This is a genomic window from Sediminicola sp. 1XM1-17 (genome assembly GCF_037203765.1).
Lineage (GTDB): Bacteria > Bacteroidota > Bacteroidia > Flavobacteriales > Flavobacteriaceae > Sediminicola.
Map to the genome: position 1 here is coordinate 524,850 of NZ_JBBCAS010000002.1, position 14,586 is coordinate 539,435.

General features: G+C 39.6%; 11 protein-coding genes and 1 rRNA gene. 4 read left to right on the plus strand and 8 right to left on the minus strand.

Features of this window, described 5'->3' with window-relative positions; genetic code table 11:
* Position 1: 1 nt before the first annotated feature.
* Positions 2-820, plus strand: coding sequence for a DUF4249 domain-containing protein (locus tag WAA86_RS05395; RefSeq protein WP_337299957.1), 819 nt, complete (start codon positions 2-4; stop codon positions 818-820).
* A gap of 8 nt (positions 821-828) precedes the next feature.
* Here the strand turns inward: WAA86_RS05395 and WAA86_RS05400 are convergent, their stop codons facing one another.
* From WAA86_RS05400 to WAA86_RS05430, 7 genes are all read right to left on the minus strand, one after another.
* Positions 829-2,169, minus strand: coding sequence for a GntP family permease (locus tag WAA86_RS05400; protein ID WP_337299958.1), 1,341 nt, complete (start codon positions 2,167-2,169; stop codon positions 829-831).
* A 13-nt stretch (positions 2,170-2,182) separates the two neighbouring features.
* Complete coding sequence (locus WAA86_RS05405) at positions 2,183-3,319, minus strand: glycerate kinase (RefSeq protein ID WP_337299959.1); 1,137 nt, start codon at positions 3,317-3,319, stop codon at positions 2,183-2,185.
* On the minus strand, positions 3,316-4,971 hold the full coding sequence (locus WAA86_RS05410) for a sodium:solute symporter family transporter (RefSeq protein ID WP_337299960.1): 1,656 nt from the start codon (positions 4,969-4,971) through the stop codon (positions 3,316-3,318). Before WAA86_RS05410 ends, WAA86_RS05405 begins: the two co-directional genes overlap by 4 nt.
* Before the next feature lie 69 nt (positions 4,972-5,040).
* The gene (locus WAA86_RS05415) at positions 5,041-6,738 is read right to left on the minus strand and encodes an alpha-amylase family glycosyl hydrolase (protein WP_337299961.1); all 1,698 of its coding nucleotides are present in this window, start codon (positions 6,736-6,738) and stop codon (positions 5,041-5,043) included.
* Positions 6,739-6,794: 56 nt separating this feature from the next.
* The gene (locus WAA86_RS05420) at positions 6,795-8,090 is read right to left on the minus strand and encodes an MGH1-like glycoside hydrolase domain-containing protein (protein WP_337299962.1); all 1,296 of its coding nucleotides are present in this window, start codon (positions 8,088-8,090) and stop codon (positions 6,795-6,797) included.
* Positions 8,080-9,432, minus strand: coding sequence for a glycosyltransferase family 4 protein (locus WAA86_RS05425; protein ID WP_337299963.1), 1,353 nt, complete (start codon positions 9,430-9,432; stop codon positions 8,080-8,082). The genes WAA86_RS05420 and WAA86_RS05425 overlap by 11 nt, the downstream gene beginning before the upstream one ends.
* 78 nt (positions 9,433-9,510) lie before the next feature.
* Entirely contained in the window at positions 9,511-12,213 is a 2,703-nt protein-coding gene (locus WAA86_RS05430) for a TonB-dependent receptor domain-containing protein (RefSeq protein ID WP_337299964.1), read from the minus strand.
* 221 nt (positions 12,214-12,434) lie between these two features.
* Here WAA86_RS05430 and WAA86_RS05435 point away from each other — a divergent pair, with 221 nt between their 5' ends.
* The 3 genes from WAA86_RS05435 to WAA86_RS05445 all read left to right on the plus strand — a co-directional run bounded on the left by WAA86_RS05435 (position 12,435) and on the right by WAA86_RS05445 (position 14,375).
* A complete protein-coding gene (locus tag WAA86_RS05435; RefSeq protein ID WP_337299965.1) occupies positions 12,435-13,424 on the plus strand; it encodes a LacI family DNA-binding transcriptional regulator in 990 nt (329 codons plus the stop codon).
* 14 nt (positions 13,425-13,438) lie between these two features.
* On the plus strand, positions 13,439-13,666 hold the full coding sequence (locus WAA86_RS05440; RefSeq protein ID WP_337299966.1) for a DUF6095 family protein: 228 nt from the start codon (positions 13,439-13,441) through the stop codon (positions 13,664-13,666).
* Positions 13,667-13,853: 187 nt separating this feature from the next.
* Positions 13,854-14,375, plus strand: coding sequence for a 5' nucleotidase, NT5C type (locus WAA86_RS05445; protein ID WP_337299967.1), 522 nt, complete (start codon positions 13,854-13,856; stop codon positions 14,373-14,375).
* 136 nt (positions 14,376-14,511) lie between these two features.
* Here WAA86_RS05445 and rrf read toward each other — a convergent pair.
* Positions 14,512-14,586 (minus strand): 5S ribosomal RNA (gene rrf, locus WAA86_RS15355); the annotation flags it as partial.

Consider the following 14,586-nt stretch of genomic DNA (forward strand, 5'->3'; position numbering starts at 1 on the left):
TATGGCGGCAAAACGGTTATATATAATTCTTATGATGATGGCCTTTTTTAGCTGTGAAGATGTGATTCAGGTAGATTTGCCCACATCTGATCCGAGGTTGATCATTGATGCCAATTTTAGTGTGTTTTTTAATGAAGATCCTGTGACCATGGAAGGATCTGTAATCCTTAAGCTATCCGCACCATTTTATCAAGAGACCTTGGAACCGGCCAACAATGCCATCGTTTTTATAACGAATACCAATGATGGTAGTATCTATGAGTTTGAAGAAAATGGGAGCACAGGCATCTATGAACCCAAAGAACCCTACGATCTTCCCAATTTTAACGATGCCTATGAGTTAACCGTACAATATGAAGGCGAAATCTATAAGGGCAGTGCAAACCTTATTGCATCCGTTCCCATTGATGAAATCAGTCAAGGGGACGGCACGCTTTTTACTGGGGATGAAACGGAGGTCATTGTAAAATTTACAGATGATGGCAGTAGTGATGATTATTACCTCTTTGATTTGGATTTTGATTTATACTTACCCACTGAAGACCGGTTTTACCAAGGGGAACAGTTTGTGTTTTCCTACTTTTATGAGGATCTAGCGCCTGGAAAGGAGGTGATCATCACTATAAATGGGGTAGACAGGCAATTCTATAACTATATGACTATTTTAATTGATCAGAGTGGACAAAATGGAGGTGGACCTTTTGAATCTGTCCCTTCAACCATTAGGGGCAATATGGTCAACACCACCCATCCGGACAACTATCCATTGGGCTATTTTTCAATGGCCGAAGCAAATAGACTTTCACTGATTATTGAATAATGCTGTGGTTATCCGAAGAAATAGTGTATTCCCAAAACCAACACTAGTCCCGTTATGCCCTGAAAGAATGTTGCTGTAGTCTGACTTTTTAGGGCCGTTTTGACATCCATATTGGAAAATTGGGACACCACCCAAAAATAGCTATCGTTAACATGGGAGACGGTCATTGCACCGGCTCCAATGGCAAGAACCGTACAGGCCTTTGATATGGACGTTTCCAATCCCAGTGAACCCAGTAAAGGAGCCATTATGGCTGCCGTAGTTATGATGGCAACCGTTGAACTACCTTGGGCGGTTTTGAGAACAGCGGCTATAAAGAATGCAACCAATATACCCCCAAATATCATGTCATCATCAATTGGGATATAGCCGGCGATATCCATGGCCCGCAGCACGCTTCCAAAAGCACCTCCCGCTCCTGTGATCATGACGATAAGTCCAGCTTCCTTTAAAGCACTTACTACCCAATCATACCTTAATTTTAAACTGGCCTTTCTACCCATATTAAAGGCAAATACGACCCCAATAAGAAGTGCGATTGTGGGATTTCCGATAAACGCGATAGTGTCCATAAACCAACCCCTACCAAATTCAAATCCAGGGTATTCCAAGATCGATTTAAGAGCGATCAAAATAATGGGAACCAATAATGGTAAAAATGCAGCTGATGTACTAACGGTAAATTCAGATTCTTCAACATCGGAAACGCTCCCTCCCTTAGGTTCTATTTCATCATTTGCAGAAATCAATCTTCTGCCGATATAATTGGCCCAGAGAAAACCTGTTAAGGAAACGGGGATGGCCACGGATAATCCCAAGAGCATTACCAATCCCAAATCGGCTTCCAAAACCGCCGCTGCGGCCAAGGGTCCAGGGGTGGGCGGTACGAAAACATGGGAAGCATATAGGCCAGTTGCCAATGCCACTGCGAATACGACAAGGGATAGTCCCGATTTCTTGCTCAACGCTTTGTTCAAAGATGATAAAATGATGAACCCTGAATCACAAAATACGGGTATGGAAACAACAAAACCAGTGATATTCATGGCCAAAGGGGAACGTTTGAGACCTACCCATTTGAGAATGGTATTGGCCATGACCCTAGTCCCGTTTGTTTTTTCCAAGAATATACCAATGACGGTTCCAAAAGCAATGATAAGTCCAATACTGGAAAGGGTCTTCCCAAATCCTTCCGCAATGGTTTCCAAGATCACCTCTGCCTCCATCCCCAACATTCCACCAGCCATCAAGGCTGCGATGATCAATGAAAATAGTGGATGTATTTTCAATTTTATAGTGGCAACAATGATGAAAATAATTACTAGGAACAGGACAAGGAAAACATTCATTGGCACTTAGGTTTTAAGTGGACTTCTGTTGTTGAAAATAGTTATAGATAGTTTTTTCTATCAATGCCGGGGCATTATCAATACTATATTGTAAAGGTTGGGTTGTATCCATAATTTCCAGAACGTCTTTTAAACCTTTGCTTTTTAATTCTGCTACCGGGACATCCAGTTTTCCGCAAACAGCTATGACAGGTATTTTGTATTGGATTCCAATATCCATAACACCCTTGATCAATTTACCGTGTAGCGTTTGCCCATCTATCTTCCCTTCACCGGTAATGATATAGTCCACTGGGGTTTCTTTTAACAATTGGGGTATTTCTGCTAATTTAAAAAGAAATTCAATACCACTTATAAATTCAGCATTAAAGAAAGTTTTTAATCCATAGGCAGTACCTCCCGCGGCACCGGTCCCTGGCAGAGATGCTTGGTCCAGCCCCATATTTGATTTTACGACATGATCCAGATTTTTCAATCCCTTGTCCAAGGCTTGGATTTGTTCATTGTTCGCACCCTTTTGTTTGGCATAGACATAAGCAGCACCTTCCGGCCCAAATAATGGATTGGTCACATCGTTTACGGCTGTAAAGGAAATACCTTCCCATAATGTACTATGATCAATATTCTCGATTTTCGAAATATGAATGAGATTCTTTCCTATGGGATCCAGTTCATTCCCTTTGGCATCTAAAAATCGATACCCCAGTATATGAGCTATACCGGTTCCCCCGTCGTTGGTGGCACTGCCTCCCAAACCGATAATTATATTCTTGGCACCTCTTTTTATGGCGTTCTTGATCTGCATGCCGGTTCCCAGCGTAGAGGTTTCCATTACATTTAATTCATCATTGGAGAGAAGTTCAATTCCCGAAGCCTTGGCTAATTCTATATAAGCCGTCTTGGTTGCCGCTCTGTATAAATAGTAGGCTTTAATGGGTCTTCCCAAGGGGTCAACGGTATCTATCTCAACCCTATCCAAGGAAATATAATTTTGAATGGCATCCAGAAAACCATCACCGCCATCAGAAGCCATAACCTTAAAAATTTCGGTATTGGGTTCTGATTTGGCAATACCTTGGGATAGGGCCTTAATTACGCCTTCCGCAGTAACAGATCCTTTAAACTTATCTGGAATCAAGAGAACTTTCATAAGAAGAAATTTACGATTTGCGGTAGGAAATAGCTAAAGATCAATATGAAAATAAAAAATACAACTAGAATATACACCTCTTTCTGTTGGAAGTCAGATTTTTTGGGCAATATGGAAATTTCCAGTTCAATTTCTCTTTTCCTGTATCCGGTCATATAACTTACCGTATAGGCCACGACCAAGGTCACAACTACACCCAAAAAGTTAAGCCATATCCAAAAGATACTAAAGCCAAGGTCTATATTGAATATATTCTGGATGGTCTTGGAAAACAATAAATTGATAGTGACAGCGATGACAATCCCCGCATTCATTCCTTTAAAGTTTACTTTTTTGGAGAACATAGCCAATAAAAAGGTAACCAAAACAGGACCGTAAAATACGGAACCCACGGCATTGATAATTTCGATCACGGCACTCTTGCTCCCACCAAACAAAAATGAACAAGCTACACATACGGCTCCCCAGAAAAGAACGGACATTTTTGAAACCAACATATACTTTTTCGCTGGTAACTTATTTACTCCCCTATTGAAAAAATCCTCCACACTCACAGCAGATAAAGAATTTACCGTGGAGCTCATGGATGACATGGCTGCGGAAAGAATCCCCACCATCAACAGACCAATAAATCCATGGGGCAAAAACTTTAATATAAATATTGGGATCATCAAGTCGGCCTTTGCACCATTTTGGGCAAATTCCTCGGGAAAATATTTTTGGGTCATCACAGCTATATCGTTCATATAATCAGGTGAAAGTGTTACCAGAGCCCCAATTATAAGTCCCATGGAACAATACAACAAGACCATTGGAAAACGCATCAAACCATTGGCCAACAACAATTTCCGTATGGTACCCTCATCCCTTGCAGACAACAAGCGCTGTGCCTGCGTCTGATCGCATCCGTAATAAGAAACATAAAGGAAGAATCCTCCAATGATCATGGGCCAAAATCCGTATTCCTCATTTGCCCCAATTCCCCAATTGAAATCGATTACCTCCAATCTTTCGGGAGCGAAGCCATTGACCAACCCACCTAAATCACTTACATAATGCCATCCATATATAAAGCAAACCACTATCCCCAAAAACAAAATTATCATTTGTATGGCATCTCCCCAGACAACGGCCTTCATACCTCCTTGCCAAGAATATACAACGGTAATGATACTAATGATGAGTACTGTGTAAACAAAATCGATATCCAATACCGCCTGTAGGATAATTGCAATGGTATATACCATCACCCCAGTGCTCAAGGCTCTACTCAGCATAAATACAATACTCAAGATCATACGGGTGGAAGCATCAAAACGCCGTTCCACAAACTCATAGATACTAACTACCCCAGAACGGAACAAAGGTGGAATTATAATGACCATAATAAACAACATTGCCAATGGTACGGCAAACTCAAAAGTCAACCATTTCATTCCTCCTCCCAATTTTAGCCCAACAAAGGCTGGGGCAGAGATAAAACTTATGGCAGATAATTGCGTTGCCATGGTAGAGAGGCTCAATGGGAACCAACCCATACTTTTACCTCCTAAAAAGTAGTCCTTGGAATCCTTATTTTCTTTAAAAAAGAAACCCATGGATAAAAATCCAATAAGGTAAATCGCAACTATGCTATAATCTAATACATTCATTTGGTTGGTTGATTTAAAATTATTCTATTTCCTTAAGTACCTTGTTCGGTGATCAACTGGACACACCCTCTATTTCACTTTCAGCCAATTGAACTGGTAAGGTTTCATTTTCCAATCATCACTGGACCATTCCATATCATTAATTAGGTCATGGACCTGAGCTGCAGGGGCCTTTATGGATGCCTCGGAATTGCTAAAATTAAAAACAGCATAAATGGTTTCCCCCTGATGCTCCCTTTTGATTACAAATATTTTGTTGTCCTCGGAAGTCTGATAACTGGCCTTGCCCAAAGGATTGAATGCCTTTTGGCTGGTACGTATCCTCAGTACTTTTTTATAAGAATTAAAAATAGAGTGGCGCAGGCTGTCTTTATCCGCAATCTCATTGGCCAATTGTTCGTAGTTGAGCTTTTCCCTATTGATTCTTCGCTTGATCCCGGAGTCTTCCACTCCCTTGTAATAATTGCGAGATCCTACCAAGGAATGAAAGTAAATACCTGGAACCCCTGGCATTGCCAACATAACGGATTGAGTGAGCATCATTTTGGCAGCACGGACGGTATTGTTCTCTTCAGGAGCACTCAATAAATCCATGTAATTACAGTTCAGTTCATAGGGAGACTGGGTACCGTCTTCATTATTTTTATACCCCACAAGTCCTCCGTGTTTTTCCGCACGCTTCGCCAATTGGCCTATTTCCTCATCGGAAATAATATTTTGCAATGGTCTCATACCTATCCCATCATGGCTAGCCGTAAAATTGAAGAAACATACTTTGTCACTTGGAAACACCAAGGATTGAGCCCAATTGCCCAGTATTTCAACATTGCCCTTCATGATTGAATATACCAATAATGGTGCAAGGGTAAAATTGTACACCAAATCCGCTTCATCCTCCCCATTCCCAAAATATGATATGTTTTCCTTGTGGGGAACATTGGTCTCTGTAATGATATATAGATCATTGGTCAATAAGCGGATGACCTCTTTATGTAGTTTAATGATCAGATGGGTCTCCGGTAAATGAATACAATTGGTTCCTATCTCTTTCCAAAGAAAAGCAATAGCGTCCAATCGTATAAATTTTCCGCCTTTTGAGGTATAGAACAATAGTACATCCAAGATGGCTATGAAAACTTCGGGATCTCTTGCGTTAAGGTCTACCTGATCCTCACTAAAGGTGGTCCAGACATGTATTTCTTTCCCGTCCTTTGTTTTAAAGGGCGTCAGCAATGGCAGGGCCCTTGGCCTGACCACTTTTGATAAATCTATGGACGGATCTACAGATACAAAAAAATCTTTAAACCCTTCCTCCTGAGCCAAATAGGATTGGAACCATTTGGAGGATTTGGACATATGGTTGACTACTGCATCAAACATAATATTGTTGCTCTTAGACAGCTTTTTTATATCTTCCCATGTTCCCAGATTGGGATCAATTTCATAATAATCAGTTACAGAAAAACCATCGTCCGAAGTATATGGGAAGCAAGGAAGAATGTGGGTTGTGTTGATCTCTGGCAGGCAATAATTGTCTATAAATTTCTTTAAGGTCTGTAAATGGGATTTGCCCTGCTGCTGTATATTGTCACCATAGGTGATCAACATAACATCCTTTTCGGTTAAAGGAGCATCTACATCCTTGATTTTGGGCCTATACTTTTCCAATAACTCTTCCACCTTCATTAAAACCCATTCTGACTGCTTTTCGTCATAAAGGGTCCTTAAAGATTTTAGAAATAATTCTTTTTGTAGTTTTTTTTCCATGATTCCGTTTATTGATACTTTAAACCCCCTGGTATCCGGAGTTCAAAAAATTATTTTTAAGTTTCTGTCAAATCCAAGAATAGTGCGGCGCTCCATGAAAAATCACTTCCCCCATATCCTTTGTTCCCGTCTTTGTATATAGACTTTCTGGGATCGAAATACTCATAAAACCCCGCTTTTTGTAAGATCTCGATACTATCAGATTTCATTCTTTGTGCCAATTCATGGTATCCGTAATCCAGAAGTCCATGGTAGAGCATCCAATTTAAATTTATCCAGACAGGCCCCCTCCAATATTTTTTTGGGTTAAATTGATCACTTGTAGGGTCAAAAGAAGCACATAGGTACATATCTTCCCCTCCAAATTTCTCCATCATGGTCTTCACCAAAACTTCAGCTTGCTCTTTGTTGGGAATCCCAGCAAACAAGGGTGAGAAAGAAGACGAACTCACCATCCTGATCGGTTTGTCGTTTCTCAGGTCGTAATGGATATAGGCTCCCAATTCCGAATCAAAAAGTTTGGAATTAAAAGAGTCCATACTCTTCGCTTGCCATCGTACCAATTGATCAATTTTATCTTCATTGCCGCCAAGTAATCTATATAATGTAATCAGCGACCTATTGGATTTGATCAACATGGAATTGAACAACGGATCCTGCACCAAAAAAGGGGAACTTTCTGCTATTTTTTGGTCACTATAATTGTGTTTCTTGGCTATATCTATGATATGTAAATAATAATCATATTCCCGTTTTGTAGGGCGTTCGGATGGATCTATGATAGAGGTGTCCCTGCGCTCAAAATTGTATACTGGCGCATCTATAGTCTCAAAAATAGGATCCCATAGTGGGGAATTGTCCGTACCGGATTCCCAATTATGATAAATATATACCAAACCTTCATCCTTTGGATCCCGGTGCTCATAAAAATATTGATGGTTTTTATAGACGCTATCAATGTTATCTTTTATAAACTGTAATGAGTCCTTTTTGTTCTTGGCCACTTCATGCATTCGTTCCAAAGTGAATCCCAATACCGGAGGTTGGGTCATTCCCGTAGAAGGATAATCTTTGTTCGCCAAGGGGTGTAAATCTGACCTGTGAAAATTGGGGCCCGGAAAATAGGTATCGCTCTCTTTGTGAAAAACAATATGGGGAATAAACCCATTTTTCCATTGTGCATCCAACAAAGTTAGTACTTCCTGTTCTGCCATTTTTTGGTCGAAATGTGCCAACCCCATGGCGATAAACCCAGAATCCCATTTCCATTGGTATGGGTATAGGTTCTTGCTGGGAATGGTATAACCTTCCCTCCAATTGCCCTTTAGAATATCTATTGCCTTATCCCTCATTTTGTACGATCGATTTTAATAGTCTTTCCAAGGCATCCATGGATAAGTTTTTCTTTCCTAGGGTGTAGTTTTCAGACGTTAGTCTCTGGTATGTAACACCATCCAAAAGGAGTTCTATCGTTTTTTCAGCTGCTCTATCTATAATGGTTTGCTTTACAGAAGCCAATCCGTCTTCTTTTAAGGTATGTTGATCCCCAAGATCTACGGTATGGAAATTTAGTGGAAGGATATCTGTGACAAAAACTGGATACTGGTAACTGATAATAATTTTTTTGGCTACCAATGCCTCTATAAATTGGTTGCCCCACCCTTCCAAGAGGCTGGTATAGGTTACCAGATCACAATGGGCGTACGCATCCCATAAAGAATATTTTTTGTGGCCATGATCATCTGATCTTTCATGATCTATATGATCATTGACCCATCTGATATCCACTTTCTTTTGTTGGGCGTATCTCATTATTTTATCAAAATAAGGAGGATCCTCGTTAAGACCGACCATTAAAAAAACAATGTTGCTGTCCGCTCCAAAAACCTGTCCGTTGTACATGGTCTTACCTGCCAACTTATGTTTGTTGGTGTTTAATTCCGATACAACGTCCAAGGCCAATTCTATTCCTTTTCGCTGTACAATTCTGGTTGCCTGCAGAATAATTAGGTCGTTTTCCTTTATTCCAAACGTAGATCGAAAATCGGCATTGAAGTCATCTACCTTCCAGTCGTTATCAAAATCAAAAACATTGGGCACAACAGTACTCTCAATTTGTCTTCTTTTATACAGTTCGTTTTTGGCAATGGTATTTATCACCACATGTTTGATCCTGGGATGACTTGGGGGAAAGATGGTTTTTAAATAGTCTTTGACAAAGGCACAGGTTGGATGGCTATATTTTTCCCTTTCCCAATGAAAATCGTGATGATGACATAAACATTTCACATCAGAATTTTTTATGGCATTAAAAAAACCTAAGCCCGCTGATAGGTTCCAACCTAGGGAGAACATATTATTTACCATCAAGAGATCTATGTTCTTCTTCTTGATGATATTTAGAAGTTTTGTTTCAATTGATGCTGCCTCCTTTTCAATTTCCTGTTTAAAGGCTTCTTCACTATTATAGGCTTGAAATTTAACATAGGCATTTTCTACCACCTTGTTATTTGTGGCATCGTTATAATGTAGTTCCTCTATTATTTCAACCTCCTTCAATGTTCCCTTGGAACCTGCAACATAAATGACATTATGACCAAGTTTTTCTAGAACCAGTTTCCATTTATCCATTTCCAAAGAAACCCCATCGGTCTCTCCTACTCTAAAGTGACAGAGTGCTATTGTAAGTTTCATACGCTTTATTTTTTTGGATAATAAACCCACTACCCAATTATTCTATTGGGCGGTGGGGTTACAATAAATTATAAAATATTAAAAAGTAAAGGTGGCGTTAAAAAATAAACGCCTAGGAAGAATAGGTCTTCCTACGAAGAAATCTCCAGCAGCTGCTTGAGCAAAAGCCCTAGGATCCCCTTCTGATAATCCTTGACTATCGGTCAGGTTGAACACGGAGAATCCAAGTCTTAAATTTTTACTGTCCTCAAACGGGATGGTATATCCACCACCAATACGGATTACTGTAAAACCATCCAGCTCAACAGCATTAGCATCATCATTAAATTGACTTCCCCTCACGTTGGCAGAAACAAAGGCATCCAATGCACTGTTATCATAATCCAATCTCAGGGTAGACAATACTTTAGGTTGTCTTCTTAATTGTTTGCCAACATTTACTCCATTGGTAACAGTGCCCTCAACCAATACAATACCATCAACAGTTCCTGACTGTAAAACAGTACGCTCATCGGATTTGAGTTCATGATCCTGGTAGGTGAAATTTCCATTAAAAGAGAAATTATCAATAAACCTCCAGTCCCAAGAAGCCTCAACACCAACCGTTTTAGTATCCTGTACCGTTTTAATACCATCAACGGTACCAATTGCACCACCGTAGTTTAATCTTTGGATGGCTACCCTATCAGTTAAGGTTGTATAATAACCAGCGAATGTTCCGGAGAATTTAGATTGGCCATATTTTACACCAGCCTCATACTGATAGATGTTTTCAACATCATAATTACCAGCAGTTTCGTTATTTCGTATAACATTTATACTTCTTGTCAATGGAAAGAAATACCCTTTTGACATGTTGGCATAGGCATTTAAATTATCATTTACCTTGTACAGTGCTGCTAAAGATCCCGCAAATCCTGTAGCACTAACTTCTGCCCTTGTAAAAGAACCCGTAGCAAAGTTTACGTTCTGCAAGGCGCTGGTCAAATTGGGGTCTTCATAAACCTGAGCAGAGGAAATACCTCCATTTTCTCTTCTGGCTATTTGTTTTTCAATACGCACACCGGCATCGATACGCCATCTATCCAAGATCATTTCATCGGTCAAATAAAATGCTGTTCTCTCCTGACTAAGAAAGTTATTGGAGGTAACACCTATTCTATTGGTAAGTCCATTTTGGGCAAAAATCACATCATTTCCACCGGCATCAGTAAAAGATAAGTTGACCAATTGTGGTTCATTATTGAATGCTGACAATGTTCTAAATTGATAGTTGTTATCTTCCCCTTCAGAAAAAGCAAGATAAGTTCCCAAATTGATATTGTGCTCCACCACGTCTCCTACGATTTTTTTGGTGATATTAAATTCCCCTGTATAATCGGTAATTGGACGGTTTCTATCTACATGCAAGTTGTCAATAATACGATCATTGGCACCTAAGGCGGTACCCCCTACATAGGAAGCATTGACATTGGTAGCACCCGGAAATCCTTGAATATCCAAGTAATCGCTCAAGGTCACTGGGGTATTGGCTTTACCATTGGCAGCAACATAAAGTGCAAAGTCATTAATATAGTCAGATACCTTCACTTTGGTTTTAATTTTCCAATCATCACCAAGATCATAATCAAAAACACTCATGGCATAAAAACCTCTGGTCCAAATCCCTTCTTCAATTGGACTTCTATATTCCCCTGCTGGCGTTAAGAAGCTCGTATTGGCCAAGTGAGAAGAGTTCAATTGGTAAACCGTTTTTCCATCATTTCCTGATATCCTTTCACGAGAACTACCGTCTAATGGAAGTCCAAGTAAAAACTGGGATTTATCATCCAAAAATTGAGTATAAACTGTAAATGATCCTCTGTCAAATTTCTTTTTAATGTTAGCCCTAAACTGATATCCTTTGGATGGCAAACCAAAATCCAATGGACCATCATCCTTTCGAACCCAACCAGAGAACGCGTAAAATGTATTGGAATCAGCACTGCCCAATTGGCCTCCAGAATAGAATTCTGTCTTAACCCTTCCTACATCGGCCACTTCAATATTTATGATATTTTCATCATTGGTATCTCCAGTTTTGGAGATATAGTTGATAATACCAGCTGTAGAACCTGCACCATATAAAATAGAGGAACCACCTCTTACAAATTCAACACCTTTAACCCCTTGGTCTACTTTGGCATAAACATCACCTGCAGTTGAACTTAGTCCATAACCCGCCAATGTTAATCCATCAAACTGTATGGGTGAAAAATCGTTCTGACCTCCTGAGGGAAGACCTCTAACAAAGATGTTAGTGGCTCCTTCACCACCACCACCATCGGCGACAACACCGGGGATTGAGGCTACAATATCCGCCTGGCTGTTCGCGTTTAATTTGGTCAGGTCTTTTGCTCCAATAGATGTAATAGATAAAGGAGACTCCTTTTGGGATCTGAACGTTGTAGTTGCAGTAAGTACTACTTCATCCAAAACATTACCTCCCTCTTGTAATACAATTGTCAAATTGATCGGTTGACCATCTAAATTGACCGAACGTTCCACTGTGTTATATCCCAAATAAGATACCTGCAGTATTTGTGTTCCTGTTAAGCTGGTTGTAAAAGAAAAATTTCCATCAAAATCTGTGGTACCTCCTGAAGTGGAATTTTTGAAGTACACATTTGCCCCTGGGATGGGCGCTCCATCGGAATCCATCACAGATCCCTTAACGTCTATCTGTCCAAATGAAGTGAAGGACAACAGACCAATTACAATAAATAGTAATACTTTTTTCATAATCATACGTTTTGATTAATTACGGTTAGAATTATTAAACTCTTAGGTTATCAAGGGTAAGATTAAGAATAAGTATCCTATAAAGTACTGATTTTTAACGGATTCTCAACTATAACGTTTTCGAAAACGTTATAGTTTTAGGGTGGCACCATAAATTTAGCTAAATTGGGTAAGGAATTTCAAGTAACACCATGAGAAGCAAAAAGGTAAAACTTAAGGATATGGCTGAGATTTTGAATCTCTCCACATCCACGGTTTCAAAATCGCTATTAGGACATTCCGATATTGGGGAAAGTACCAAAAACCGGGTATTGGAATTAGCAAAAAAGATGAATTATCAGCCCAATTTGTTTGGAAAGGGTTTACGTACGCAAAAAACAATGTCTATTGGTGTCATCATTCCGGACATCACTGTTCATTATAGTTCGTTAATATTGAAAGGAATTATAGAATCTGCAAAAGGAGTGGGATATAGGGTAATCATTTCTGAATCGGGACATCATCATCAAGATGAAAAAGATGCGATAAATACCCTGATCAACTCTAATGTGGATGGGATATTATTGTCCATTGCCCGGGAATCCCATGATATAGAACATATTTTGGAAGCCTCCAATTTTATTCCCATTGTCCTATTTGATAAGGTTTCCTCCAAAATTCCTTTGACAAAGATTATAGATGATGATGAATTTGGCGCAGAAACAGCGGTGCAGCATTTAATAGCGCAGGGAAGGCGCAAAATTGTACTCATCCGTGAAAAATGTAAAACCTCCAATTCTGAAAATAGGTATAGGGGTTATGCCCGCGCATTATCCAGTGCTGGCCTTACGGTTGATGACGTGCTGGTACGGGAATGTGATTCTATGTCCATTGAGGATGGTTTTGCGGTAACCGAAGCCTTAATCGCGGAAAAAATTGAATTTGATGGCCTGTTCGGAGCTACGGACAATGTTGCCATAGGTGCCATACAGGCCATGAAGAAAAATGGAATCACAATTCCTAGGGATGTTTCGGTCATTGGCTTTAGTAATTCAAAAAATTCCACTATTATTGAACCCAGTTTGTCCACCATGGAACAACCTGGGTTTAATATTGGAAAATACGCGGTGAAATATTTACTGGAAGAAATATCAGAGGATTCCGACATATCAACCAACAGGACCATTGAATTAAAAACGAAGCTTATTGTCAGGGATTCCAGTCCGATATAATATAACAATACGACATGCGCACCAATAAAGATTTATTATTAAAGGGAGTAAAATTTTTAGGTTATACGGTAGCCCTAATGTTTGCGGCTCCATTTGCCATTTATCAGGCTTTTAAAAATCAAGAACATCCACTTTATCTACCTGTCCTGATTACAGGATTGATCTTGGCCATTGGAGCCATTGGATTGGGTTTTTACGGTATCAAGACTATTATGGACAGTATGTTCAACAAAAAGAAATAACAATTATACTTCTGGAAATTATCCTTCTTATCTCCTATAAAATGCCGTAGGCAACACTTATCCCTTTAGAAAGATATGATATTCCTGCTACACCCTATGCATCATCGGTACTATCCATCATTCATAGGAATTTAGACTGGAAACCATTAAAAATTTTAATTAAGTTTGCTCCTCAAAAATCAAGACTATGATCTTATTTGTAGATATGGACGAGGTATTTGCTGATACCTATAATGCTCACATAGTACGTTATAATGAAGAATTTAACGAGAACCTTACGGTTATGGACTGTATGGGTAGGGAGGTTTGGCAATGTGTCCCTGAAGAAAGACAACAAAGTGTACACTTACATGCAAGAACCGAAGGATTTTTTAGTGATCTAGAGCCCATTAAGGACAGTAAAGAAGTTTTGAAGGAGTTATCCTTGAAATATGATGTTTTTGTTGCTTCGGCAGCCATGCAATTCCCTAATTCCCTAATCGAAAAGAGTGATTGGTTGGATCAGCACTATCCCTTTATCCACTGGAAAAATCGTATCCTATGTGGCAGTAAGCATATTTTGAACGGTGACATTTTGATAGACGACCGCAGTTACAATCTTGAAAATTTTAATGGGAGAAAAATATTGTTCACATCTCCACATAACATAAATACTACTGGTTTTGAACGTGCTGATAATTGGTTAGAGATAGCCGATAAATTACTCTAGCGCTGTATTAACTGATACTACTCATGGCCGTCCATTTTATTGGATGGCTTTTTTTTGATCTAATAGGACCTACACGGCCACATTTCACCATAGCGCATAAAAAAACCCCTCATCGTTAGATGAAGGGTTCTTCGAAAAAAGGCGGCGACCTACTCTCCCACTTGGTATAGCAGTACCATCGGCGCTGATGGGCTTAACTTCCCTGTTCGGA